The organism is Paenibacillus harenae, from assembly GCF_030812415.1.
GTDB lineage: Bacteria > Bacillota > Bacilli > Paenibacillales > Paenibacillaceae > Pristimantibacillus > Pristimantibacillus harenae_A.
The window spans coordinates 520,516-546,212 of record NZ_JAUSST010000006.1; the positions used below are offsets into that span (position 1 = coordinate 520,516).

A 25,697-nucleotide genomic window follows, 5' to 3' on the forward strand; every position below is an offset into this window, starting at 1 on the left:
GAACCGGCCGCACTCGCTTTCACTTTGCCTGAGTGCTGCTCAATCTCGCCTTTCCGACGATTAGCAAAAGCAAAGGCAAGCCGATCATGTTAACGGGCAGCACGAAAGGGACCCAATAGTGGAGCAAGTAGTTGGCGGTCGCTTCCGTAACGTTTTTAGGGATCAATGCAAATAGCAAGACCACGGGAGCAATAAACCAGGTCAGGGTTCTCCAGTTTTTGATATTCAGAAATTGGGCTGTGCCGTAGCTGGTAATAAATAAGTAGATCGCTAGTTTAACGAAGACGCTGGCTACCCAGATCACGATCACAAGCGGATCGAAGTTCTCGATAAAACCGAAGAGAGATATTTTTCGGGACATCTCGAAAAAAGGATACCACATTTTGGGCGCGAGGCTTGGGCCGAGCGTTACGGTGGCCATCGTCATAGAGATAAGCACGAAAAAGACAGCCGTAATGATTGCCCAATAGGCATAAGGCGCCCCTTTCTTCGGCTGGTAGAGAAACGATGCAAGCATTAGGTATTCGACGGAATGCCCGAGATAGGAGGCGGGGGGGATCGCTCCATTTATAATGCCGGTTAGCCCGCTGTCCGCAAAGACCGGCAACAGGTAACGCAAGTCCACATTGTTGATGCTTGAAATCAAGGTAACCAGGATCATCAATATAATGAGCGGCCCCAGAATTTCGGTCGTGCGGGCGATGGATACGATTCCTGCCGAATTCGTTACATAGACGATTAAAATAATCATGATGATCATAACCGCCGCTTTCGGCGTAGCCGGCAGGATCATGATGTGAATGACGTCGGTAAATTGGCGAAGAACGATCGGGAGGATGGTATACCACTGGACAAAATAGATGATGACAACGGCTTTGCCAAGCCACTTGCCCAATATCGTCTGGCTGAATTGGATTAAATTCTGGCCCGGATAAAGCAGCGCAGTCTTCGTCGTAATCAAAGTAACCAGCAGCGTAATGCATCCGGAAACCAGAATGGAAATCCAAACATCCTGTTTGGCGGCTTGCAAGCTCGGCGTAAGCGTCATGATTAAAGTCATGCCAATATCCATGATGGCGATCATCCAAAAAACTTGTATGCCGGTTATTTTCATCCCAAACCATCCTCACCCGTTCATTATTTCGCTTGCACATTCGGATGGGCTTGCGTTCTGCCGATCCGTTCGATTGTAATATCAACCTTTACACTAACGGGAACCTTTGTATAGAGGTCTGCCCACACGGACTTTGCCTTTTTCCAAAAGTAAGGATGCTCGATATGGATTTCCCTTCCAAAACCAACAATATCCGCTTTAAATTTATTTTGCGTTCGCGAGATCATGGACGTCATCTCTTTTTGCATTTCTTCCGAAAACTTCTTTTCGAGGGAATGGAGATTGGTTTCTTTGTTAAAATCCGTGGGTGTATCGTTAGCCATGATTTGTGCCGTCGCTTTCAATGCGACCGCTATTTCAGGCATTCCATTACGGATGCGAGTGCGTATTTTCGTCTTCGCCTGCAACAACTGTATGGCCACGGTTCCTTTGTAGCTTTCTTTCGGAGGCTCCATTTGGACAGTGAATCGCATACCGTTGAAATTCCCTTTAAACAAGCGGAATGCTTTCAATTCCTTCCCGGATAAAAAGCCGACAAGTTTATTTTTGCGGTACACCGCCGACTTATCGATCATGAAAGTTTCGCTGTCGGTTTTCTTATTAATCGTCCGTATGGCTCCGGTAACGGCGCTAACCTCCAAGGAAGCAGACATCTCAATAAATTTATCGGTTTTAACCGAGAAGCTGAAGTCATTATCTTGCATATTACTTATGCCAATAGACGGAATGGACTCCAACTGATAGGGAGAGTTTAAAATTTCTTTGGCCGTCGTTCCGGATGAGGTCAAGATAAAACTATTGAACCGGCTTTCCGACGAGCGCAAAAGCGTATCCACAGCCTCAACGATGCCGTTGCGGGCATATTTTTCGCCGAATACGAATACCCCCCGGTGACCTAGATTGATTCGCCTGGATAATTGCTGCTGCAGCTTGCCCAAAGCCTCCATTCCGTCCTTCCCCTTAGCCGATACAACCAGGACTGGTTTCTTGGCCTTCCCTCCCGTCGTCAAGGAGCTTGGAATTCCGGTTGGAAGCGCGATTTGCAGTGTGACCTCGACCTGCCCGTCATCCGCGAGATCAATGCCGCTAGCCATGACAAACGCAAGTTCATCCATCTCGGTTCGATCCCAGCATCCCGTAAGCAGCGCGAGCATAAGGAAAACCGTCAGCCAACTAAAGGAAATTCGTCGGAGATTCATTTTTCTTCCAACTCCATTTTCGGTCGAATACGTCGCTGCCGTTTGTGCATGATCTTCCATGGAGCTCTGATCAATACATCCCATAATTCAGAGGGGTTCAGCGGAGCGAGCGGCGACAAGTAAGGAACACCGAAAGAATTCAGGTTGGTCAAATGGATCAAGATCGCGATCACGGCCGCGCTGACACCGTACAGGCCGAAAGTGCCGGCGCAAACGACCATTGGAAAGCGCAGCATGCTGACGGCTTGGTTCATCTCCGGGTGGGGGATAAGGAACGATGCGATTCCCGTCAAGGAAACGATAATAATGATTGGGGCGGATATGATGCCTGCCTGAACCGCAGCTTGTCCAATGACTAGCGCGCCTACGATGCTGATCGTTTGTCCTACCGGACGAGGCAGACGAACTCCCGCCTCGCGGAGCGCATCGAACGTAATCTCCATGATCAAGGTTTCCACCATCGCCGGAAACGGAACGACTTCCCTCGCAGCCGCAAGGCTGAGTGCAAGGCCGGTCGGGATCATTTCCGAATGGAAAGTCGTTACCGCCACGTAGATGGATGGCAGAGTCAACGCCATAAAGGCAAATAAAAATCTTAGCCACCGCAGAAACGAAGCGAAAATGAAGTTCATATAATAATCCTCGACCGTCTGAAAGCCGTACCAATACGTGATCGGCATGACCAGCGCAATCGGAGAACCGTCGACAAGCACCGCTGCTTTCCCCTCGATAAGGGCCGCCGATACCACATCGGGCCTCTGGGTCGTCTGCATGACAGGGAACGGCGAGTAGGGATGATCGCTGATCGATTCTTCTATATAACCGGACTCCAGGATGCTGTCCATTTCGATTTTGGAAACGCGCTGCCTTACCTCTTCAACGACCTTCTGAGGTGTCTTGCCTTCAAAATAGACAATCGCAATGTCGGTACGGGAAGCAGCGCCTAAGATGACCTTTTCGAATTTCAGCTGAGGCGTGCGGATCCGTTGGCGGATCAAGGCCATATTGACATCGAGCTTCTCGATAAACCCGATTCGAGGTCCTCGAATAACGGCCTCTGAGCTTGGCTCTTCCAGTTGGCGCTGCAATTGATCTTTAATGCTGAAGGAAAGCGCTGCATTAGATGATTCAATGAATAAAACGACATCTCCGCTGACGATGCGTTGAACGGCTTCTTTGCGGTTGTTTATGACCTGAGGCGTTACGAAAGAAGCCAGTCGATATTTTAATTGCTCGAATAGCTCGCCTTGATTATCGAAATCTTCCAATTCTTGCTTCACTAATGGATTGAGCAAACCGTTGTTCCACAGCGATTCGTCGACCAACACATCGAGGTAAGCAGCTATGCAGCGGGTTGATTTGTACAGAGTCAGTTTTCGTATGATTAAGTCGTTGCAATTGGAGAAAATTTGCTGAAGCACCTTCTCATTGTCGTCGAGATTGTCGGACAGCGGTTCTTCGGCGATATGGACGAGATCCGTAACGCGTTTATCGATTCGTTTCGGACTAGCTTTGATTCTTATCATATGAAGGTTCTCCTAGGTTGTTTATCGCATAATTTGCCCGGGAATTTTCCTGATTATTCATAAAAAGGAATATGCTCGCCAGGAGGCGAGCATATTAAGGATATGGAATAAATAGGAGCGAAAGGGAGGATGGATAGGATGAAGACGTTTGGAAAAGCTGTCGCCTTTTTGTTCATCGTAGCGTTGTCGGGGGCTGTCCTCTATTTCACGATTTCGGCGGGTTGATCGAAATATTTGCCGGCAAGCTTTTCGGCGGTGCGCGTTGCCAGCGCTTGCGTGGTAAGCGTAGGATTGGGTCCGCCGATTCCGTTGAAATGCACGCTGTTATCGGCGATAAACAGACGCCCTACTTGATAGGCTTCGCAGTTCGTATCGACTACAAATCCCATTCGCATGGTGCTTTCCAGATGAAGCAGGAAGCCGGTCGGCAGATCCGATCGGATAATTTTTTTGGCTCCGGCAGCCTGCAAGGTCTCGCAGGCATATCTGGCCAACTGATCGCGCCTTTGCAGCGTTTTGGGGCTAGGTTTATAATGGATGATCGGGATCGGACCGTTCTCGTCCTTCAGCAGCGGGTCGACTTCGACTCTATTGCTGAACTGCACCTCGTCGTCGGTAAGAAGCAGCATCGTCATCGTCCGGCTATAGTTCATCATTAATTCTTTCAACTCCGGACCTACGACTCTGCCTCTCATATCCCATGGCTCTCCGGGCTCGGGCGGATTGAAGGCATCGAATCCGGCTCCGCTAAAGCCGTAGGTCAAGAAGGACATTAATCCGGGACTGAGGCAGGAAACCTGGAAGATTCCAATGCCCGGAATGTCGACTCTGGCGCCGGACGTATGCCCTACATAAGGATAAACGGCAGGCATTCCCATGATGCTCATCAAATCCTTCTCGTCGAAAACGCCTCCGACCCAATCGAAGTAATGATTGGTCAGTCCTCTGCCTACCCAGGCATTATAGGGCAGCGCCGAGTTCAGCCACAAACGCGGCGATTCGATGCAGCCGGCTGCCATGACGACCGTTCTTGCCTTGAGTTCGCCTATTTCTCCCGTCCAAGTATCCCTGAATTGCACGCCGGTTGCGCGAAGCCCTTCCTTCGGATCATGCTCGGTCAATATTTTGATGGTGAAGGAGTTGGGCCGGATCGAGACGTTTCCGGTCTTGAGAGCGAGCGGAATATAACTGACGAGCGTGCCTCGTTTAGCGATTTTGTCCATTGTGGGACCGGTGGTGCAGCCGTTCACGCAATGCCCTCTAAGCGTGCAGCCTTCCATATGGCTGAGCTGCTCCATCGAGTAATTGGGGTCCATCAGATGCTCGTTCGCGCGAAGAATGGCATTGGGATTCGGACGATAGCCGGGCGTGTCGACGTTAAGCGTCGGAATCAGCGTCCATCCGGCCTTTTTGGCGCCGTAATAGAATAGCTCTTCCTTTGGAGTCGTCGGCGAGAATTGAACGGGCAGGGTGGCTTCGGCTTTCTCGTAATAAGGAATCAGCTCGCGGTAGCTGATCGGCCATATCCCGTCAACCGCCGAAGGGAAAGCGCGCGGGGATTGCGACCAATAATGCTGCGTCGTTCCTCCGACTCCGGAAACCTGCCAAATATCGCCTTTTTGCTTCATAACCCGATGCCACGGGTCGCGGCGGCGGTCGGCCGGTCCAAAGCGAAACGCTCCCGATACGACATCGTTCATGTTGTTCTCATACGAGTTATAGGTTTTTTTATAAAGGTCTACGTCCAGATCGTTATAACTGGAGCTCCACTCTCCGCCGCGCTCGCTGTTCGGATTTTGCCATTTCTTGTTTCCGTAGAAGGGTCCTGCTTCAAGGACCAATACTTTGAGTCCTTTTTCCCCCAGTTCCTTGGCGATGACTGCCCCGCCCCCGCCAGAGCCGATTACGATGACGTCCGCATCATACAATGGTCGATTCTCCTCCTTTACGCACTATGGTTAAAGGAAATCCCATAAGCGCGCGATACCCTAACGAGACGCCCGGATACCCCGCCTGACGCCAACCGATCGGGAAATGTTCCAATCTTCGTTCCGTCGGAGTGTCGAGCCGGGTCGTTCCGTAAGCCGACCATTCCGAATAGTGTCCGAACATGGTACCCCTGACCAGATAATCCACAATGAATTTGACGAATCCGCCGTCGTCCCGGTAAGGGGGAGGCAGCGCTCCAAGATCGACTATGAGCTCTTCCAGCATGGCAAGCACTCGTATTCGATCAGGCGGCGCAATTGCGGAATAAGGACTGGTTTCCCAAAGCGATTCGTTTGGAACATGCTGTGCATGTCCCGAAGCGACAAGCTGAACAGCGCCCGAATTAAGCATGCCTGCGGTAGGGGCGGAGAGAGGGAAATTAGTCAACTCCATGCCGAAAAATAGCGCAAGAGTATGATCCAATTCCCAAATCATGTAATCCTGAACGCCCAGCTCCGACGCGCCTATCGTTTGCTCCGCTCCGAACGGCGCCAGCTCCGGCGTATTCGGAACGATCGCTTCGACAAGCGCGCGGAAAGTCGCGATCGTATGGGGACTGGCTGACAAGGCATATGATTTTGCGGGATGCATGTTGGATTCTCCTCCTTAGTGAGCCGCATAGTATGATCTATTCGGGAGAATCGGTGAATATGCGGCAGACAGGGACGTCATGCTTGCCCTAGTTTGTATGTTTTCGAAACGCGGCGATGACCGTTAAGAGTAGAAGAGGGACGGCAAAAGCAAATGTATCCCATAACGGATGTACGATCGAAACGATTTCAACCCATTGCATATCGGATTCAAAGCCGACCAGCGTATTCAGGAAAGCGATTAGCGTGATCGGCATCACGATCGTTCGATAATCCTTCAGCTTAAACAGATGCGTCACGTATAGGCACAGTACGTACAGCGTAATTGTCGTTTTCATATAGGAGCCGGCTATGAGCGACATCCCGATAACGGACTCGATTCTGGTTATGATTTCCTGAACCTCGACCGTACGGGCAAGCTCGTACAACGAATACTTTTTAATCCCGGCGAGCGGTCCGAATAACATGATCGTGCAGGCGGTGGAGATGCACAGGGTGAGTATATTCATAAGCAACGATAAGAACATATGGCGGTTCAGCCCGCTGTTTGCTTGTTTATTTGATTGTTTGCGAACGAAATGAAAGAGCATCGCGAACAGAAAGACCTCGGCGTATGGAAAACCGAACGTGAAAAAAGCGCCATTGAGCACCGGTTGTATGCCCTCAGGCATGACCGGAACGAGAAATCCGGGATTGTAATCTTCCATGGCCAACAGCAGAACGGAGGAGACGAATAAGACGACCAGAATCATGATGATCGTAAACATCCTGGCCATGACCTCAAGACCTGCGCGAACGGTCAGGGCTGAAACCATATAGATCAAAGAAGTGAAAGCGTAGATCGGCGTTTCCCTAAGCATAGAGCTTCTCATGAACAGGCCTATATCCAGAACGATCGCCGTCAGCATATGCATCATAAAAGAAAGAGGAAGCACGGAAATAATGATGGTCGGCCATACTCCGATCAGTTTGCGGCTGTATTCCACAAAGCTCATAGCGGGAAAACGCGCGTGCAGATAGAGCATGCAGCCTAGCAGCGCCATGCCCATTGCCCCGGAGATAAGAAGGGACAGTATGGCGCCGTTATCCGCTTTGCCGATGAGCGGGGCAGGAATATTTATGATCGACGATCCGGTCATAAAGGTGAAGAATAGCACGCCCAGCTGCTGGGCGCTAATCGTTTCCGGTTTGTCCACACGCATTACCTCCGCTGCTGTAAAGTCATTGTTTGGGCGCAGTCAGCCATTTATCGATCAACCGGGCCAAGTCCGTGAATACGAGATCGATCGTATCGTAAAGCCCGGGGAAATCGAATGGAGACGCCAGGGCGTAGTCGATAGCGAGATATAGCGAGGCGAGCATGAGAACGATATAAACAGCCTTTTCCGCCTTGTTCGACACGCTTTTCAAATGAGACCTGTCGTAAAGAGAAATAGAGCCGTATGCAAGCAGCAATATAATTATGCGCTCTATCACATGCATCCCTCCTGAAACTTCGCTATTTGCCTTCTCCCGATACAGCCGGTTTTCCGATCGTCGTGCCTGTCGTTAAGAGCTGTAGTTCGACTTGAATATCGAAGGGGGCTTCGGCAAATTGGCTATCCCAGTTCTCCTTTATTCCTTTCCATTGCTTGGGATGCCATCTTGCAATTGTATTTCCGATACCGATAATATCCGTTTTATTCTTTTGAAGGAAACGGATGGTCGACAGCATTTGTTTCTTTATCTCCTCTTCCGCTTTGCGGGCGAACGCCTCTTCATCCTTTCTTGTTTTGATGTCCGTACACTTCAATTCCGCGATGATCCCCTCCACGGAGGTTTTAACGAGTATGTGCACCTTGTCCCCCGCCAGCTTAGTCTTTATCTTTGTACTCAAGCTAACCACTTCGATCGATTCTGTTTGCGCTTTGTCCGGGCAGGGGATCTCGATAACTCCGAATTTAAACTCGTCTCGCAGCATCAAAAGCCCCTCCACTTTTTTGGGAGGCAGGATGTTTATCATCTTCCCTTTTTTGATAAGGGCCAGACCGGCCGCATTTAATTCATCCTTTTCTTTTTTGTCCTTATAAATATAGGTGATTGACGAATCGTTATGCGGGCTGTTCATCTGCAGCGCAAATTTGAGCAGCGTGGTATCCATCGACTTGGCGGCGCTTTGGTACGTAACCTGTTTGGTCAACAAAAGCTGTTGGCCGATCGTCTGCTCGATAGCCGGCTTTACTTCCAATATTTTATCCGCGCGCCCTTTGGCAATCATGATGGATATCGTATGCCTCGGCTCATGATCCCGGTAAAAAAAGTCGATCAGCTTGCCGATGTCGGTCGACCTTGCCAGCTTCTCGCCGATCAGAATAACGCGCATATGGCTCCAGCTGGCCTTTCTTCCCAAATGAATGGGGATATCTCGGATCGCTTCGAATATAGAATCGTCCGATGTCTTAATCAGCAGGTTCGCGGTCTCCGCCGAGGGGCCGCCGCCGCCGCCGCCTTTTTGTCCGGCGGTCGGGCGGTACATTTGCGTTGTCAATTCGATCTGCTTGTTTTTTCCTTGGTCGATCGCAATAGCCATCGCAAACCCGGATTGATCCAGCTCTCTTTTGTTCCAGCAGCCGGGAAGGATGATCAGAAAGGCGCACAATATTGTAACAATCATGCTTTTTTTCATCATCATAAGCTCATTCTTTCTTGGTTCATATTGGTTGCAAGTTGCTGTTTAGCCTTTAGGCGTATGCTTGCGGGGATGTTTAAGCAACGTTTTTAAAGGAGCTCTTACGAGGACATCCCGAAACTCTTTCATCCGTAACGGAGCGAGAGGGGTCAAATAAGGTTGTCCAAGTGAACGAAGCTTGCAAAGATGAAGCAAAATGAGCAAAAAAACGATCATAATGCCGAATCCCCCCATTACCGAAGCGGAGACCATGAGCGGAAATCGTAATATCCGCAACGCGATAGCGATGTTGTATTGAGGAATCGTAAAGGAAGCGATGCCTGTCAACGCTACGATAATAACCATGATCGGCGACGCGATGCCGGCATTGATCGCCGCTTCGCCGACGACGAGAGCCCCGACGATGCTGACCGTGGCTCCTATAGCCTTTGGCAGCCGGACGCCGGCTTCCCGCAGCAGTTCAAAGAAAAACTCCATAACAAGCGCTTCGAAGAAAGCCGGCAGCGGTATGCCTTCCCTCGTATCGATGACCGCAAGCAGCAACACTGTCGGAATCAGCTCGGTATGGAAGGTCGATAAGGCAATATAGATGCTGGGCAGCGTCAATGCCAATGCAAAAGCAATCATTCGAAGGAAGCGGATCATGCTTGAGTAAATGGTTCTTTGATAGTAATCCTCGCTGGATTGGAAAAACTCCGTAAACAATCCCGGGCATAACAGTATGCTTCCCGTACCCTGCACAAGGATCACAATCTTGCCGTCCAGCAGGGCGGCAACCGCCGTGTCCGGGCGTTCCGTATATCGGTGCTGAGGAAAAGGAGACCACGTGGAATCCTCGATCAATTGCTCGATATAGGAGGTTTCCAAAATTTCCGTCTCGCTGATTTTTGTGATTCTTTTCTCGAAGTCCTTCAGCATCTCAGGGTCTGCGGCGCCTTCCACATAGCCGTAAATGACGCGCGTCCTGGTTTCGCCGCCCCCGGTTAGCGACACCGTTTTGAATTTCGGCGTATTCAGGCGCACGCGAAGAAGCCCGATATTTTTTTGCAGGTTCTCAACGGTGCTTTCACGGGGGCCCTGAACAACGGATTCGTTGGCAGGCTCCGAAATCGGCCGCGATTCTATGGTTAGCGATCTATAGGTCAAAGCTTTATTCCATTGATTGAAAAAAATGACGATATTGCCTGCCGTAATTTGATCCACCGCTTGATCCAAGTCTTCCAGCAGCTCGGCTTTCTTCTCAGAGACCCCGTCATGCTCAAAAAAAGATCGAACATGCTCCGGCGTAATGGTAATACCCGGTCCGACCTCGTGAGTGACGAGGTCCTGCAGGGAAGATTTCATGTAATTGATAATCTCGCCTTGCATCAGCGTTTCATAGTAGACGGAGCAAGCCGTATGCCGCAGATCGGGGCCGTAACTCCAGTGCCGGAATACGATGTCCGAGTTTTTGGCAAAGATCTGTTCAAGCTGGCTGAGATTAGCCTCCAGCCGATCGGATATCGGCCGCTGTGGATTGCCGTTGCTCGCTTGGTTTCCGCTTAACTGCGGCTGGGCCGCCGCTTGCGTTGATTCGCTGCTCGGAGTCGTACCGCCCATAGTATCCGGACACATGGAATGTCACCCCCTTGCCTGGTTCGATTTGGCATTAGTATGTGGCTTTTTATCCATAGTTATGCAGTTTTTCCTATAGTGTAAGAGAGGCCTTTAATCCGATTGGCCATATGCGATATGATCCGCCGTACGGATTGCCATTGCTATGGTTGTCAATGTCGGATTTGCGGCGCCGGTTGAAGGGAGCACGCTGTTGTCGGCGACGTAAAGACCTTCTACCCCGTGAATTTGCCCATATCGATTCGTTGCCGAAGTAAGCGGATCATCGCCCATCCGGCATGTTCCGAAATCATGATTGTCCGCTCCTGGAGGCATTAGGCAAATAGCCGGCACGCCGTCCACCAATTCCAGGCGCAATTGCATCGCCGAGGAAGCCTGCTGGATATACGTATACATCTCTTGAATAACGGCCTCGTCTTTCTCGCTGTAGGAGAAGTCGACCTGCAATTCCGGCATTCCGTATGCATCGACCCTGCTTGGATCGATATACACCCTGTTCTCATAACGGGATTCCACTCTGCCCGAAGCGCCGTAAAAGCTGATTTTCCATTCATCTTTAATCGGCTTTTTATCATAACTGTAGTTGAAAAACTTTTCCGGTCCTTGGAGCTGCAGCCGATATGGACGATTCGGAAGCGCTGGAACGACAATCCCGAGCGCGCCGAGCGGCTCCGGAAAGCCTTCGGTGTTTACGCTTGCCGTGGCGACCAAGTAGGAATGGTTCGTGAGAAAATGGCCGATCGCATTGCCCGGGATGCCGGAATTAAGCAATATACGCGGGGTTTGCAGAGCGCTTGCCGACACGATGACCGTCTTCGCCCGGATGATGTGAGACTTTCTATCGGGCGTGATTACCCGAACCCCGGTTGCCCTGCCGCCTTCCGTAACCACTTGTGCGGCATAGGTATTGACGGCAAGGTCGAAGGGGCGCCGGCTTAACGCTCTCGCAAGCAGAAGAATCGAACTGAAAAAGACGTTGGAATTCAGCCTCCCGTAACGGGTTTGATCCAGATCGGTCGCTACGGGAATATGGTCCGCGTTGTAAAAACCGTTTTGCCGTAGCCGTTCGAGGAGAATGCGGGTAATGGACGAATCCTTCGTATACGATGTCGTCACGTTCATTACCTCTTCGGCGATATTATAATAGAGCTCCATCTCTTCATTGGAAACAGGCCAGCCTATCCTCATATATTCCGGAACGCGGGGAGAGACGGCCCCCCATAATAGCGTTCGCCCGCCTAAAGCATAAATCAGCTTCATGCCGGGATATTCCGGGAGCCTGTTCCCGATCAAATCGGTTATTTCCGGAGGCGCGTACAATCTGAAGCTGTCCCCGTCGATAGTCGCTATATTTGCGACGTGTGTCGGCAGGAACATAGGTCCTTTCTCTACGATTCCGATCCGTTTGCCATTATCTCCCCATTGCTCGCATAACCGCCAAAGCGCTGCGCCACCCCCCGCGCCCGAGCCGACAATCAGCACATCGTATTCGGTTTCGGCCATCTTCTCGGCATCTGTTAGAGGAATCCAGGTATGAAGAAACTCGGACTCCGGCACAGGCGGGCAAAAAGGGGCGACGACTCTTTGGTTCTTTGCCGGCGTGAATTGCGTATCCATGTTCACGCTCTGGCCTGCGATAACCATAAAAGGATTCAAGATATGCGGATTGGCCGACATCAATAGTTCCGGCTCGATCTGAAATCGACGGGAGATTTTCAGTAGCGTATCTCCCGAACGCGCAACATAAAGTTTCAAATGGTATCCCTTCCTTTCTATATAGAAAATATATGCGATGGCTTTGTGCAAATAACGCGATTGTTTGCTGCGGGCGAGACATATACATCGAGAAAGGAGGGGATCGGAATTGGCAAGAAGGATCAGAGTGACGATATGGAACGAGTTTATTCATGAAAGAACGGAAGCGAAGGTCGCGGCCATTTATCCGCATGGAATCCACGCGGCGATTGCTGTTGGAATCGGAACGAACGATTTTGAGATCCGTATAGCGACATTCGATCAGCCGGACCATGGTTTGTCGCAGGAAATACTGCAAAATACCGACGTATTGATTTGGTGGGGGCATCTCGCTCACGAGCAAGTATCCGACGAGATCGTCGAGCGCATCTATAATAGAGTGCTTTCCGGCATGGGACTTATCGTTCTTCATTCCGGACACCGCTCGAAAATATTCAAGAAGCTGATGGGAACGACATGCGATTTGAAATGGAGGTCGGATGCCGAACGGGAGCGGTTGTGGGTGGTCGATCCCTCGCATCCGATCACGGAAGGGTTAGGCGAATTCTTCGAGCTGCCGATCGAGGAAATGTACGGCGAGTTTTTTGATATCCCTGCACCCGAAGAGCTCATATTTATAAGCTGGTTCCAGGGCGGGGAAGTATTCCGCAGCGGATGTACGTATTCACGCGGGCTCGGTAAAATCTTTTATTTCCGTCCGGGGGACCAAGTATATCCTACTTACTACAACAAACATGTATTACGGGTCATTGCCAATGGCGTACGGTGGGCAGCAAGTCCCCATGGACCGGAGCCGGTGTACGGAAATACGGCGCCGCTGGAGCCGATCATCCACGCTGGAGCGGCCGCGGGCTGGCAAAATAAAGCGCTGCGCAGCGGCGGCATAACCAAGCAATATGTTGGCCAAACGGCCGAAGGGCAAGATGTTTATCAATACGTCTTGTCCAACAAGAACGGCATGCAGGCGGCCATTATGACTTACGGTGGCATTATGACAAGCCTTACGGTGCCGGACCGAAACGGCAAGCTGGAGGATGTCGTTCTCGGTTATCCGTCAATGGAGGACTATTGGAGAACCGGCAATAAAAACTATTTCGGAGCGTTAATCGGGCGCTACGCGAATCGGATCGCAGGCGGGCAGTTCACGCTGGATGGCGTTACCTTCCGGTTGTCCGTCAACGACGGCCCGAATACGCTGCACGGCGGCAGGAGGGGGTTCGATAAACGCGTCTGGCATGCCGAGGAAGTATGGAGCAACGGCGCTGTCGGACTTTCCCTGCGCTATCTAAGCAAAGACGGGGAGGAGGGTTTTCCCGGTAACGTCGATGCAACCGTCGTCTATACGCTTACGGACGGCAATGATCTGAGAATCGATTATGCCGCAACGACCGATAAAAAAACGGTGGTGAACCTTACTCAGCATAATTACTATAATTTATCGGGCGCAGGCAAAGGGAATATTCTCGGCCATATCGTCAGAATCCACTCGGACCGATTCACTCCGGTAACGCAAGGGCTCATCCCTACGGGGCAGGTGCAAAGCGTCGGCGGAACGCCGCTCGACTTTCGGGAGCCGACGCCGGTCGGAGCCCGAATTCGTTCGGACGATCCGCAAATGCGGCTGGCTGGGGGCTACGATTTCAATTACGTCATTAATCACGGCGCGCATTCCGGAGGTTTTGCCGCCAGCGTCCATGATCCGGTTTCCGGTCGATTGATGGAGGTGTATACCACGCAGCCCGCCATTCAATTTTACACGGGTAACCGGCTGGGAGGGAGCGATACAGAGAAAGAGGGCATCGCCTATGAGCCATACGCCGGTTTGACTTTGGAAACGCAGCATTACCCCGACTCGCCGAATCAGCCTCAGTTTCCTTCCACCGTGCTGGTCCCGGGTCAATTATACAGGCATGCGACCGTTTACAAATTTAGAGGAGTGCATTCCTGAAAGGAAAGCATGAGCAGCAAATAGCTTCAACTTGAGTTATCGATCAGATCGTTTGTTGTGTAATACGGCCTTTAGCGAACGCAGGTCCTTGTGACGGTGTTCGCTATTTGTCTTCTTATAAATGGCGATTATGGCAGAGGTCACGGCAATGGATATCGCGGAGAGTACAATGCTCGTGAGGGAGTAGGCAGATAGGCTGATAAGCAGTACGAAGCAATCAAAGAGGAAGTTGGTCTTGCCCGGATTGATCCGGTATCTCCTGCCGAGGTAGAGCGCGAGGATATTGGACCCGCCTAGTGAAGCTCCGTATTGGAATAAAAGGCATACGCCGGTTCCGATCAGGATGCCTCCTGCGGTTGCGCCGATCAAGGGAGGTACGGGAGGGTATGGAATGAGAGGGTATGCCGAGGTCAAAAGGGAGAGTAGCGCAATGGCGATTATCGTGCGCAGAGTGAATGCGCGACCCATCACCGCATAGGAGAACACCAGGAACGGAGCATTGATCATGAGCAGCAAATAGTGAAATTTCAAATGAAAAATATGAGCCAGGCTCAAGGAGAGCCCGGCCGTCCCGCCTGTTACGACCTGAGCATGCTTAAGCATAATCAAGCCCGCGGCCGTTAGAAAACAACCGATTGCAATAGGAAGCCATTTTGTTCGCCGCGCCTTCATTTTGGTAACCGTTGTTGGTCTCATCCAGGATGCACCGCCCGCTGCTGATTGTTATTATAAGGATACTGCGCGGCCATATTCCGTTATATAAGAAACTGAATCGAAATCGTGTGAGTTTATGTAACAATGAACAAATTGCCCTCATAAAATATGCAAAACGAAGGGGGGCGCAGCGATGGATCGACTAGATCGGATGATGCTTCGATTGCTGCAGGAGGATGGACGGATGACGGTAAGCGAGCTTTCCAAACGGTTGGCGCTTAGCCGCCCGAGCATCTCGGAACGTCTATTGCGTTTACAGGAGAAGGGCATCATAGCCGGCTTCCGTGCTCAGGTATCGCCCGTCGCCGTCGGAAGATCGATTCAGCTTATCATTCAGATGAGCGAGCTGAAGGTATCGCCGATCGAATTCGAGAAACGGATTGTGAACGATGAGGCGATATTGGAGTGCCATCGCGTAACGGGTACAGTTAGCTATGTGATGAAGGCGGCCGTTACGGGGATGGATGCGCTGACTTTGCTCGTGGAGCGGCTTATGCCATACGGCAACGTCAATACGTCGGTCATCCTGTCGTCTCCTGTATGGAATCGGCTTGTTCTCCCCCATGATGCTTGAACGCTGCCTACCTGGGGAGAATAGGATTAATATTTAATGAAATGGTTAGGATGTTGTTGAACGATATATGCATGGGGGTATTTGATATGAAATTTGAACTTGGCCGTTGCTTGCTGCAAGAGAGATTAGTCGAATACGGCATAACCGTAGAAGAACTCATGAAAGCCCTGCAATATAAACGGGAGCGGATATTCGATTATATAGAAAATAAGAGGATGATGCCTTTAGCGGTGGCTATTTCGGTTGCCGATACAGTGGGATGCACGGTGAATGAACTGTACGAATTAACCGCGATAGACATGACCGGAATAAAAACATAACGCCATCAAAAGACAAAAGGTCGTAACAAGCCCGCCTTATCGGTGACTGTGACGACCTTCTTATTTTCAAAATCGGATAGGTTAGATTTTCGCCAAATACTCGTCCAGTTGGTCGAACGTGCCTCCGAAGCCCTGCTGCATCGATTCGAACATCCCTCTGTAGAATGCGTGCTCCTCAGGGGTTGCGTGTTGAGGACCGCCCTGAAGCGTGAGGGTCGTTTGGCCGTCATGTTCGATGAACGTTACGATATTCAAGATTTCAAGCGGGAATTCCGAGCTAAACGGAGGACGTATCGTGTTGCCCTCTGCATCGGCGAAGGCGTTGATGAATACGAGTTTCTCAGGTGCAACGATTTCCTGATAGATGAACTTGCCCCACATTTGATCGCCTTCAGGAGAGGTCATGCTATAGTGGAATATGCCGCCCGGACGCAGATCAAGCTTCTTAACTTCAAGATCCATGCCTGTCGGTCCCCACCAGTGCTTCAAGTGCTCGGATTCCGTCCATACTTTAAATACTAGCTCCCTCGGTGCGTTGAACGTACGGGTAATAATGAGCTTGCCTTCCTCCGTGTTCGCTTGATTGGCGTTCGTCGCTTGGCTTTCCGTCATGTTCAGTCATTCCTCCAAATGTATATTTAATTAATCCTATATCCCATCACCAGCGCACATTGTCTTAGCTTAAAATTAATATACCCCATACGGAATATTCCTGTCAAGGAATATTAAATCTCGATATGCGGCAGTCGGAAATCAGGGAAGACCTGTGACTTCCGATTCGAGTAAAATAAATTTATTGCCGTCTATAATGACTGACCGCTTCTGTCAAGGATCGAGCGTTATAATTCACTGGAAGGCGAATTCAAAACGATCCGGGAGGAATGGGTATGTTTACTACAATAGAGGATTTCGTAGCGGATTGGGAGAAAGAGGCGGAATTGACCGATCGGGTGCTAAGCGCATTAACCGATATGTCCTTGCGGCAGGCAGTTGTCTCTGGTCGCCGAACGTTGGGAGACTTGGCTTGGCATTTGGTCACTTCAGTCCATTATGTGTCCTCGCTTGGCCTGGAGTTCGAAGGGGTAGAATTAGGCGCCTCCACGCCGGAATCGGCGGAGCAGATCGCAAGCGAATACCGCCGGATTAACGCGGCACTGCTTCGGGCGATGAAGGCGCAATGGAGCGATGACCGTCTTGGCGATACGATCGCGATCATGGGCGAGGAATATCGAAATGGGGATTCCTTGCGGTATTCCGTTATGCATCAAGCCCATCACCGGGGGCAGATGACGGTACTCATGAGGCAGGCTGGATTGCTTCCGCCGGATATCTACGGACCGACCTACGAAGGTTGGGTCGAGAGGGGCATGACGCCTTTGGCTTGATGGAAGTGATAAGCGATTCCAGGCCGCGCCGAATATAAGGAAGAAGGTTTGGATCATGACGAAAGCGGACAATATGTTATCGATTCTCTGGATGCTTCGTTCGGGCAAGCGGATGACCGCCAAGCAGCTGGCAGAGGAGCTGGAGCTTCACGTACGTACCGTCTATCGCTGCATGGACTCGCTATGCGCGAGCGGTGTGCCGATCGTCGCCGATTCGGGACCGAATGGGGGATACCGCATTCTGAGCCGGTTCGTCGATTCTCCGCTCGTCTTCGACGCGGACGAACAGAAGGGGCTGCTGCACGCTTCCGTGTTCGCGAGGGAAGCCGGATATCCGCATTCGGAGGCGCTGACCCGCGCGATGGATAAGCTGAAACGCTACGCGAACGAGAAGCAGCTGGACGAGCTCGAGCGGCATGGCGAAGGCTTGTCAGTCATCTATCCGCCTATCGATGGCAAGTATCGCTCCTTTCTTCAGCTACTGGAAGAAGCGACCGGACAGGGGCGAACGTTGGAGATGGAATACGACCGGGGCAAAGGGGAGGCGTCTCCTTCGCGCCTGTTCGACCCTTACGGTATTGTTTATTGGAAAGGGAGCTGGTATGCGGTCGGCCATTGCGGTTATCGGGGGGAGCTGCGAAGCTTCCGCGTGGATCGTATTGTCCGGTTGCGTGAGACGGAGAACAGATTCAGGCGCCCGCAGGGCTTTTCCGCTAAACAATTTCTCCTCGGGAACTTGCTTCCGGGTTCCGATGGGACGGCAGAGTATGAGATCGTGCGGATCGGCGGACAGGAACAGGTGCTGAACGAATTGTGCCGGCATTGGCTGTTCGGGCATGCGCTGACTGAGCGAGAGCCGGAGCTGGCCGTATTTCGGTTGGAGCGTTCGACATTATTGACTTATGTGCCTTATTTTCTAATGCCGTACAGTACGGCACTTACGATAGAATCCGAGCTGCTCGTTCGCAGAATGGCGGAAGCGGGGGCGGGAATAACGGCGCATTATGAAGCGATGTTAGCTGATCTTGAACGTAGAAAGGGAGATGAACATGAGTAAATTCACGATGTTCGGTCAATTGAAGGCGCAGCCGGGCAAGCGAGACGAGCTGTCGAAGGCGATGCTGGAGTCCTCCGAAACGCTGCAGGGCATGGAGGGTTGTGTTTTCTATATTTTGAACGAGGCGGTAGACGATCCTGACGTACTGTGGATCATGGAACTATGGGAAAGCGCCGAAGCGCATGCCGCATCGTTGAAGAACGAGAAGGTAATGGCTCTCATTCAGCGCTGCCGGCCTTTGATTGCTGGAGCAAGCGCTGTTCCCGTGCGTCCAATCGGCGGCAAAGGTTTATAGTATTTTCCTCCAAAAAGCGAAACCTCCCAATAATTGGGTGCGTATTAACCGTGGCACCTAAAACTTGGGAGGGATAGTGAAGTAATGAACAAGATTTCGTACATGCCTGGAACCGCTCTATGGATCAAATCATTTGCTGCCGCATTGTTGATCGTATGTCTGATGACTACAACCGTCTATGGCGCGGCATCGGGTGCGGAAGGCAACGGACAAAGCAAAGAACTGAACGCGGAAAGCGCTGCTGCCTTTCTTGATGCGTTCTTCGCGTCGGAAGCGGCCAAGCCTCATTACACGGGCGCATCGGTCGTTGTCGTAAAAGATGGCAAGGTCATCGCGCAGAAGGGTTATGGCGTTGCCGATAAAGAATCCGGCAAGGCGGTAGACCCGGCTTCTACCGTCTTCCGTATCGCTTCCGTATCGAAGACGTTTACGGCCGTGGCCGCCATGCAGCTTATCGAACAAGGCAAGCTTAACTTAACGGACGATGTTCTGAAGGTTGTACCGAACTTGAAGCTTGTTAATCCGTTCAATATCCCCGTTACGATCGAGCATCTGTTGACGCACACGACGGGATTCGAGATTCAGGACCCGAATCCGGAAGATTTTCATTTTGATTTCGACAAAAATGTCTCCATTGAAGATTATGTACAAGCCAATTTGCCTCCGGTTGTCCGGAAACCAGGCAGCTCCTATATGTATGATAATTTCGCCTCTCTATTGCTCGGACTAGCCGTGGAGAAAGCAAGCGGCGTACCGTTCGAGACTTATATGAAGCAAAATGTTTTCGAGCCGCTAGGCATGAAAAACAGCGGGTTCAAGCTTGAAGGTTCGCTGAAGGAACAACTGGCTGCCGGCTACGATGCGGCAGGTCAGAAAGTTGAGACATATGCGCTTACGCCGACCGTTATGCCGCATGGCGGCATGCTTTCGACTGCCGAGGATATCGGCAAATTCATGATCGCCTTCCTGAGTGGCGGGGCAGGCGAAACGAGCCGAGTACTCGCGGAGAAGACGGTAGATCAGATGGAAGTGTACCGTTCTTCCATTCATCCGCTTATGCCGGATACGACTTACGGCTTTGAAGCGCCGTTCCAGATTCCAGGTGCGGGAAGCAGCTCCAAGATCATTACGAAAGCCGGCGATCTGACCGACTTCAGCTCTTATTTATTCCTGATTCCAGAGCAGAATACCGGCGTGTTCTTGACGTACAACCAACAAGGCGTGCTCCGCAACCTGTTCTATCCGCAGTTCATCCAGACCTTCTTCCCGCAATATGCGGCTCCGGCTCAGCTTGCTGAATATAAGCCGTCATCAAGCGATGAGCTGAGCAAGTTCACCGGCTACTATTCGGATCTTCGAATCAAGAGCTTCGTATCGGGTTTGAAGACGGGTGAAGCGGGATTGACGATTGCCGACGCTTTTATCGGACCTCGCCAGTTGAAGCAAGTGGATGCCAACTTGTTCGTGGATGGGCTAACGAATCAGTTCACCGCGTTCAAGCTGGATGAGAACGGAAACGTTCTCTATATGAAAGAGCCTTATATTAACCCGCTCGGCTACGCAAGCAAGGGCGTAACGCCTGCCGGCTTCGCCGATGTGACTGGCGAACACGCCTATGCGGAACAAATATTAGCACTTCAATCGCTTGGTTATTATTCGAATGACGCGAGCGTGGCTTTCCAGCCTGAACAGCAGGTAACAAGGGGGGAATACGTGCAATTTATTTTGGAATCGAGCAATTTGAAGGGCAGTGAAACGACCGAACTTGCTTTCAGCGACTTGGACGGGCATCCTTCGGCATCTTTCATCCAGACGGCTTACGAGCTCGGCATGGTGAAAGGAACGGGAACTGGCAAATTCCAGCCTGAACGCGTTATTTCGCGTCAAGAAGCAGCCGCTATCTTGTGGCGCATGTATAGCCTTCAGTATTCGCCGCAGCTATTCGAGAATGTGAAGCTTGCAGGCAAGACCGACGCATGGGCGATCCCAGCCGTTCAGATGATGATCGCTCTTGGCATCCATGGGCCGGAGGTTCAGCGGAATGCGGACGGAGCAGCCGATTTCGGTTCCAAGAACATATTGAACAAGCAGGAACTGGCGGCTATTCTCTTCGCCCTGCTGACGCAGCCGACGGATCAGATGGTTGCCGCGCTCTCGCAGAGCGCTCCGGGAAGCGCGAACACGGCTCTCTTGCCGCGGGCTTCTTAAGATCACCCTGCACAATCGATACCCGCGATGTCGGGTAGTCGCGTTTCGCCGCTGTTAAGATGGATGTGAAGGGAGGTCGTAGGGGATGGAGCCATTAAAGCAGTTGAATCTAGCCATGCGGTATATCGAGAATCATTTGGCGGAGGAAATCGATTTTCAAAGGGCGGCACAGATTGCCTGCTGCTCGGAATATCATTTTCGAAGATTGTTCTCGTCTTTGTGCGGAATGTCTATTAGCGAATATATCCGTCGCAGGCGATTAGCGCTGGCCGCATTGGAATTGGGCCAGAGCGACATCAAGATTATCGATCTTGCGATGAAGTACGGATATGATTCGCCTGATTCATTCGCAAGAGCGTTTCAAACGATGCATGGCGTCACCCCAAGGGAAGCGAGAAGCAGCGGCGTTCCTCTCAAAGCCGTCCCTCCTATGACCTTCCAACTCACCATCCAAGGAGGAGACGAAATGGACTATCGTATCGTGGAAAAAAGCGAATTTTGGATTATCGGGCTTAAGAAAAGGGTTCCTTTGATTTATCATGGCGTTAATCCCGAGATTGCCGCCATGGCGCAGACCCTCACGGAGGCCGATATCCAAGAGCTGAGACAGATGTCGGACGTGGAACCAATGGGGTTTCTGAGCGCTTCCTTTAACTTTACGGAAGGCAGGTCGGAGAACACGGAGCTCGATCATATGATCGGCGTGGCTGCGAGCGCATCTCATTCCGGCAAGTGGCATACGCTGTCCGTGCCTGCCTCGACATGGGCAGTCTTTACCGCAATCGGGCCATTCCCGGACACGCTGCAGAATGTATGGGGGAGAATTTACTCGGAGTGGTTCGCCATGTCGGGCTATGAGCTCAGCGAGGGTCCCGAGATGTTGTGGAATGAAAGCAAGGACACAAGCTTGCCGAAATACCGCAGTGAAATTTGGATTCCCGTTACCAAGAAATAAACCGCAGGATGAGGCTGTCTCAAAAAGTGAAGGTCGCAGCATAGATTGCTCGATTGGTGCTTCAAGAAATGGTTGCTTTTGTTTTTACCGGAGGAAGAAGGGGTCGTTCATGACGTGGAATGTGCGAAGTGGCTATACTGGATCATTGCAGCAACTTTAGGTTGTTTCGCGCCATATCGAGAGTCATATTGGATATTCGCAACATAGACCTCTGTCTTGCACGCAAAATGCCGTTAAACGCTCAAAGTTACCGCGAATATCCAACATAGCAGCCAAAGGTTAGCTGCATTCGCGCAAAAGGGGCTGTCCCTAAGCTATTGCTTTGGGGACAGCCCCTTCGCTGTGCTTGCTACAATTTAAGCGTCATAGCCGAAGCTCGCTTTGTTATTACAAAATAATTGTTGTCCGGACTAAGGGTATACGGGTAGGCTGGTTAGGTTCATGCTATAATAGAAGCCGCAAGTATGAAATTCATCATTTTGCCAATATGGCGATGATTAAGGAGATTAAACGTTGAACAACAATAACATTGATGCTGTGAATGAGCTGCCGGACAATTTCGAGGAGCTTAAGAAAGCGGTCAATCGGACGGCAAGCTGGAGAGACCGTTTGAACGCCGTGAACGAACTCGGTCAATGGGATACAGACGCAACCATTAAGCTGTTGCATCATGTCATGGCCGGCGATCAAGTATTCCAGGTGCGCGAGGCGGCATACCGCAAGCTCAAGCAATTGGGTGAAAATGTGCAAATGCCAGCGAAGAACAAGGGCGAGCTCTTTAAGGGGCTTAACAAAATTTTGCTGCGCATCAAGAAAAGTCTTCCGGAGGGGCATACCTTCGAACAGTTTAAGGAAAAGCTGCAGAAGATGCGTTCGGATATTTACGATACATACGAAGGCGACAAAGGCGAGGAGTTCGATTCCTGGCTGCAAGGGATTTGGGAAGCGCCGGCTAGGAAATAGCGGCGGTCCAGTGCATAGCGAATATGTGCAAAAGGGAGCACGGACGATGTCCGCGCTCCCTTTGTGTTAAATCGATTTGTCCAGCAGGGCTATAGAAATGAAAAGACATCTAGGTTTGTTTGGTTTTGTTTCTAATTGTCGTTTATTTATTATGATTACAAAAAACGTTATGTAGGAGGTTTCCCATATGTCGGTTATTCCCGTTCCCCGCATTGCGAGTATTGAAATTCCGGTATCGAACCTCAAACGTGCAGTCGATTGGTATTGCCAATTTCTCGGATTAGAATTGCTTGGCGAGTATGAACAATCATGGAAGGAAGCCATGATGCAGTTCCCAGGCCACGTAGCCGGAGTGCCAACGATTTATCTCGTCAAGACAGAATCGGATGACCGCTTAGGCTTTTACAACACGAACCGCGGGTATACGCAAAGCATCATTGATTTCTATGTACCGGATTTATCCGCCTTCCATCGGAAACTCGCATCGCACGGCGTTAAGACTAACCGTGAACATGTTGTTCTTAACCCTGGTGAAATAAGCGGATTCGGTTTTTTTGACCCCGATGGGAATTCCCTGGGAGCGACCAATGCCGTCTTTCAAGGACAAGCGGCGTTATCGCAATCCGGTGTTCTCGCCTAATTATCGATACTTAGGGTACGTGTCGGTTAACTCACTGTAACGCTAGGATGGGTTTTGTTTATTCCGGCGATATATGCGTCGAGCTGATCCGCCGGCTGAGACACCGAGCTGCCATGGCAAACTTCCAGTCTGGCAGGGAGCAGTTTGCTGACGATCGTGCTGCTCTGCAACACTTCGCTCATATCCGGAGTGAAGAGGGGCTTGCGAAGCTTTCCTTTTTTAGACGAGAACAAATCTCCGGCAAGCAGCACTTGATCTTGCTCCTGATAGTAGGCGACGTGCCCCGGCGAATGTCCAGGCGTGAAGTAGGGCGTTAAGCCGCCGATCGGCTGCAATTGACCTTGCTCATTTTCCGGCAAAGCATGCGTCGTCCCTTTCTGCAAGGTAGTCATCAGCTTCTTGCCCGAGTAAGGAAGCTCGCCTTCGATATACGGAATTTCCTTGCGATGAGCGAATACCGGCACATTATATTTGCGCAGGATAGCCTTCAGAGACCCCACATGATCGGAATGTCCGTGTGTCAGAATGATGCGCTTGAGCGGACCGGCCTGCAGTCGTTCAATGAATGTCATAATGCCCTTCGCCATCGTCGGAATCCCCGTGTCGATCAATGTGACCCCGTCCTCTTCTACAACAACCCACACCGTAACCGGGATTAAGATCCACGTCTTCAAGCTCCAAATATGCTTCGAGATTTGCGTTGCTTTCATTTTCATCATCCTCCATTAGTTAATTTGGATTTAAAACCGATAAGAAGAGAATCGAAGGCTTCCTCGAACGTTGAATGAAGTCTGGACATGATGTCCTGAAGAGGTTCGTCGGTCTGTGAGTAAGTGCTGACGATCCCTTGCAGCATATAGAAAAAGATGCGGTTGCAGGTGAGCAGCCGCTCGTCATGTGCTTGCAATTGCAAGCAATCTTGAAGTATATGCCCCAGTTGGTTAAATAAATCAAAGCGAAGTTTATTGATGGGGAGATCAGGCTCTTGATCTACTCTTGTTCCCTTTGTGATGAATATAACCGAGTACATCGATTTATTCTGCAAGCAGAAGTGGATGAACGCTACACTGATTTGCTGGAGCTTCCTTTCCGGTGTTAGTTCGCTTTGCCTGGCAATCGTTTCGAACCGATCTTTCAGTTCGAGCAGAGGCGCCATGGAAAGCTCATGCAGCAGTACTTCTTTATCTTTGAAGTAGATGTAGATCGTAGTATGCGAGCAGCCAGCCTCTTTGGCTATTTCCCTCATCGTTACGAATTCGAAGCCTCGGCCTGTGAACATCTTGCCTGCAGCAGTCAAAATCGCTTGCTTCGTCTCTTCCGAGCGCAGTCGTTGTCTTGTCGTCATTATGGAACTCCTCGTTTCACTTTGCGTTTAAGTAACCGTTGGTTATAATATAACCGATGGTTACTTAAGTGTCAACAAATTCCTTTAATGCAGACGGAATGGCTGCGCGAATCGTTCGGTGTCATACGGGAACGCATGGGAGAAGATGGGGTGAGTTATTTCAAGACAATGCGAATGGCATCATTGAAGACCAGCCATTCCCAACATGCCTACGACGCTTTTCTTATCACAAGGGGCGTTGCGACGACTGCTTTCATATTTCGGGCTGGGAAAGAAATACTAGAGACAATCGGAAACGTGATGCAATAATTGTAATTTTTTATCATATATCGATGTTTTAAGAGCTCGAGCAAACTCTTTTGAAGTGAAACAGCTCGTTTTTTTCTTTTTTTTAGACAAAAAACCGCTTTCATTTTTTATAACGAACTAAATATATCGATTGCGAATAATGTCGAATGCATTTTCGTGTCATGTTTTTATAGGACACTGGACATTAGTCCTGGATTTGCATTGAAATCATGGCCTATTTTTTGCGGAAAAAGGGTGCCTGAATAAAAATGGAAACCGTTTACAGCCTTTATTCCACAAGGGATTCGGTCAGTTTAAAGGTATACTGAAATGAGACTTTAATCGGAATGACTATGAAAATCATTAAGCGCTTTCATTTGGTGAATTTCTATTTTTTTTCACTGAAACGCAATGGTATATGATCGGAGAACTGGATAAATTAGGAGTAAGTTCTTATGAGAATCAATATCAAAATGAGAAGGAATATCTAAAGCACAACATGTCTTTATTCCCTCAAGAATTTATATAATCTGTGCCATACTAGTTTCAA

General features: G+C 50.4%; 23 protein-coding genes and 2 pseudogenes. 11 read left to right on the plus strand and 14 right to left on the minus strand.

Going from position 1 to position 25,697, the window contains the following annotated elements; genetic code table 11:
* Positions 1-19: 19 nt before the first annotated feature.
* The 10 genes from J2T14_RS23320 to J2T14_RS23365 form a co-directional block, all read right to left on the minus strand.
* Positions 20-1,114 (minus strand): GerAB/ArcD/ProY family transporter, encoded by a 1,095-nt coding sequence (locus J2T14_RS23320; protein WP_307474648.1) that lies wholly within the window; start codon positions 1,112-1,114, stop codon positions 20-22.
* 23 nt (positions 1,115-1,137) lie between these two features.
* The gene (locus J2T14_RS23325) at positions 1,138-2,313 is read right to left on the minus strand and encodes a Ger(x)C family spore germination protein (protein ID WP_307474650.1); all 1,176 of its coding nucleotides are present in this window, start codon (positions 2,311-2,313) and stop codon (positions 1,138-1,140) included.
* Complete coding sequence (locus J2T14_RS23330) at positions 2,310-3,839, minus strand: spore germination protein (protein WP_307474652.1); 1,530 nt, start codon at positions 3,837-3,839, stop codon at positions 2,310-2,312. The genes J2T14_RS23325 and J2T14_RS23330 overlap by 4 nt, the downstream gene beginning before the upstream one ends.
* Positions 3,840-4,039: 200 nt before the next feature.
* Complete coding sequence (locus tag J2T14_RS23335) at positions 4,040-5,767, minus strand: GMC family oxidoreductase N-terminal domain-containing protein (RefSeq protein WP_307474654.1); 1,728 nt, start codon at positions 5,765-5,767, stop codon at positions 4,040-4,042.
* Positions 5,760-6,419, minus strand: a complete 660-nt coding sequence (locus J2T14_RS23340; RefSeq protein WP_307474656.1) for a hypothetical protein — start codon at positions 6,417-6,419, stop codon at positions 5,760-5,762. Before J2T14_RS23340 ends, J2T14_RS23335 begins: the two co-directional genes overlap by 8 nt.
* Before the next feature lie 88 nt (positions 6,420-6,507).
* A complete protein-coding gene (locus tag J2T14_RS23345; RefSeq protein ID WP_307474658.1) occupies positions 6,508-7,614 on the minus strand; it encodes a GerAB/ArcD/ProY family transporter in 1,107 nt (368 codons plus the stop codon).
* 25 nt (positions 7,615-7,639) lie between these two features.
* Positions 7,640-7,894 carry a hypothetical protein gene (locus J2T14_RS23350; protein WP_307205862.1) on the minus strand — a complete coding sequence of 85 codons (255 nt, stop codon included), beginning with the start codon at positions 7,892-7,894 and terminating at the stop codon, positions 7,640-7,642.
* Between the two features lie 22 nt (positions 7,895-7,916).
* On the minus strand, positions 7,917-9,089 hold the full coding sequence (locus J2T14_RS23355; protein WP_307474660.1) for a Ger(x)C family spore germination protein: 1,173 nt from the start codon (positions 9,087-9,089) through the stop codon (positions 7,917-7,919).
* Between the two features lie 42 nt (positions 9,090-9,131).
* Complete coding sequence (locus tag J2T14_RS23360) at positions 9,132-10,700, minus strand: spore germination protein (protein ID WP_307474662.1); 1,569 nt, start codon at positions 10,698-10,700, stop codon at positions 9,132-9,134.
* 93 nt (positions 10,701-10,793) lie between these two features.
* Complete coding sequence (locus J2T14_RS23365; RefSeq protein WP_307474665.1) at positions 10,794-12,455, minus strand: GMC oxidoreductase; 1,662 nt, start codon at positions 12,453-12,455, stop codon at positions 10,794-10,796.
* 109 nt (positions 12,456-12,564) lie between these two features.
* On the opposite strand from J2T14_RS23365, the pseudogene J2T14_RS23370 reads away from it, so the two are divergent.
* Both J2T14_RS23370 and J2T14_RS23375 read left to right on the plus strand, forming a co-directional pair.
* Positions 12,565-13,284 (plus strand): annotated as a pseudogene (locus J2T14_RS23370) (ThuA domain-containing protein); the annotation flags it as partial.
* A gap of 87 nt (positions 13,285-13,371) precedes the next feature.
* Positions 13,372-14,403: pseudogene (locus J2T14_RS23375) on the plus strand (aldose epimerase family protein); the annotation flags it as partial.
* Positions 14,404-14,439: 36 nt separating this feature from the next.
* Here J2T14_RS23375 and J2T14_RS23380 read toward each other — a convergent pair.
* Positions 14,440-15,099: a YitT family protein gene (locus J2T14_RS23380; protein WP_307474667.1), complete on the minus strand. Its 660-nt coding sequence runs from the start codon at positions 15,097-15,099 to the stop codon at positions 14,440-14,442.
* Between the two features lie 151 nt (positions 15,100-15,250).
* Here J2T14_RS23380 and J2T14_RS23385 point away from each other — a divergent pair, with 151 nt between their 5' ends.
* Both J2T14_RS23385 and J2T14_RS23390 read left to right on the plus strand, forming a co-directional pair.
* Positions 15,251-15,691: an Lrp/AsnC family transcriptional regulator gene (locus J2T14_RS23385; RefSeq protein ID WP_307474668.1), complete on the plus strand. Its 441-nt coding sequence runs from the start codon at positions 15,251-15,253 to the stop codon at positions 15,689-15,691.
* An 86-nt stretch (positions 15,692-15,777) separates the two neighbouring features.
* On the plus strand, positions 15,778-16,011 hold the full coding sequence (locus J2T14_RS23390) for a helix-turn-helix domain-containing protein (RefSeq protein WP_307474669.1): 234 nt from the start codon (positions 15,778-15,780) through the stop codon (positions 16,009-16,011).
* Positions 16,012-16,092: 81 nt separating this feature from the next.
* Here J2T14_RS23390 and J2T14_RS23395 read toward each other — a convergent pair whose 3' ends face one another.
* Complete coding sequence (locus tag J2T14_RS23395) at positions 16,093-16,623, minus strand: SRPBCC family protein (RefSeq protein WP_307474670.1); 531 nt, start codon at positions 16,621-16,623, stop codon at positions 16,093-16,095.
* A 275-nt stretch (positions 16,624-16,898) separates the two neighbouring features.
* Between J2T14_RS23395 and J2T14_RS23400 the strand changes: the two genes are divergently transcribed.
* From J2T14_RS23400 to J2T14_RS23430, 7 genes are all read left to right on the plus strand, one after another.
* Positions 16,899-17,396, plus strand: coding sequence for a DinB family protein (locus tag J2T14_RS23400; protein ID WP_307474671.1), 498 nt, complete (start codon positions 16,899-16,901; stop codon positions 17,394-17,396).
* Between the two features lie 55 nt (positions 17,397-17,451).
* A complete protein-coding gene (locus tag J2T14_RS23405; protein WP_307474672.1) occupies positions 17,452-18,453 on the plus strand; it encodes a helix-turn-helix transcriptional regulator in 1,002 nt (333 codons plus the stop codon).
* Positions 18,446-18,748, plus strand: a complete 303-nt coding sequence (locus tag J2T14_RS23410; RefSeq protein WP_307474673.1) for a putative quinol monooxygenase — start codon at positions 18,446-18,448, stop codon at positions 18,746-18,748. Before J2T14_RS23405 ends, J2T14_RS23410 begins: the two co-directional genes overlap by 8 nt.
* Positions 18,749-18,832: 84 nt before the next feature.
* Positions 18,833-20,956, plus strand: coding sequence for a serine hydrolase (locus tag J2T14_RS23415; protein ID WP_307474674.1), 2,124 nt, complete (start codon positions 18,833-18,835; stop codon positions 20,954-20,956).
* 85 nt (positions 20,957-21,041) lie between these two features.
* Positions 21,042-21,911 carry an AraC family transcriptional regulator gene (locus J2T14_RS23420; RefSeq protein ID WP_307474675.1) on the plus strand — a complete coding sequence of 290 codons (870 nt, stop codon included), beginning with the start codon at positions 21,042-21,044 and terminating at the stop codon, positions 21,909-21,911.
* A gap of 513 nt (positions 21,912-22,424) precedes the next feature.
* A complete protein-coding gene (locus tag J2T14_RS23425; protein WP_307474676.1) occupies positions 22,425-22,874 on the plus strand; it encodes a HEAT repeat domain-containing protein in 450 nt (149 codons plus the stop codon).
* Positions 22,875-23,061: 187 nt separating this feature from the next.
* Positions 23,062-23,514, plus strand: a complete 453-nt coding sequence (locus tag J2T14_RS23430; RefSeq protein WP_307474677.1) for a VOC family protein — start codon at positions 23,062-23,064, stop codon at positions 23,512-23,514.
* Positions 23,515-23,540: 26 nt separating this feature from the next.
* Here J2T14_RS23430 and J2T14_RS23435 read toward each other — a convergent pair whose 3' ends face one another.
* Complete coding sequence (locus J2T14_RS23435) at positions 23,541-24,224, minus strand: MBL fold metallo-hydrolase (RefSeq protein WP_307474678.1); 684 nt, start codon at positions 24,222-24,224, stop codon at positions 23,541-23,543.
* Between the two features lie 5 nt (positions 24,225-24,229).
* Positions 24,230-24,859: a TetR/AcrR family transcriptional regulator gene (locus J2T14_RS23440; RefSeq protein WP_307208141.1), complete on the minus strand. Its 630-nt coding sequence runs from the start codon at positions 24,857-24,859 to the stop codon at positions 24,230-24,232.
* Positions 24,860-25,697 lie beyond the last annotated feature (838 nt).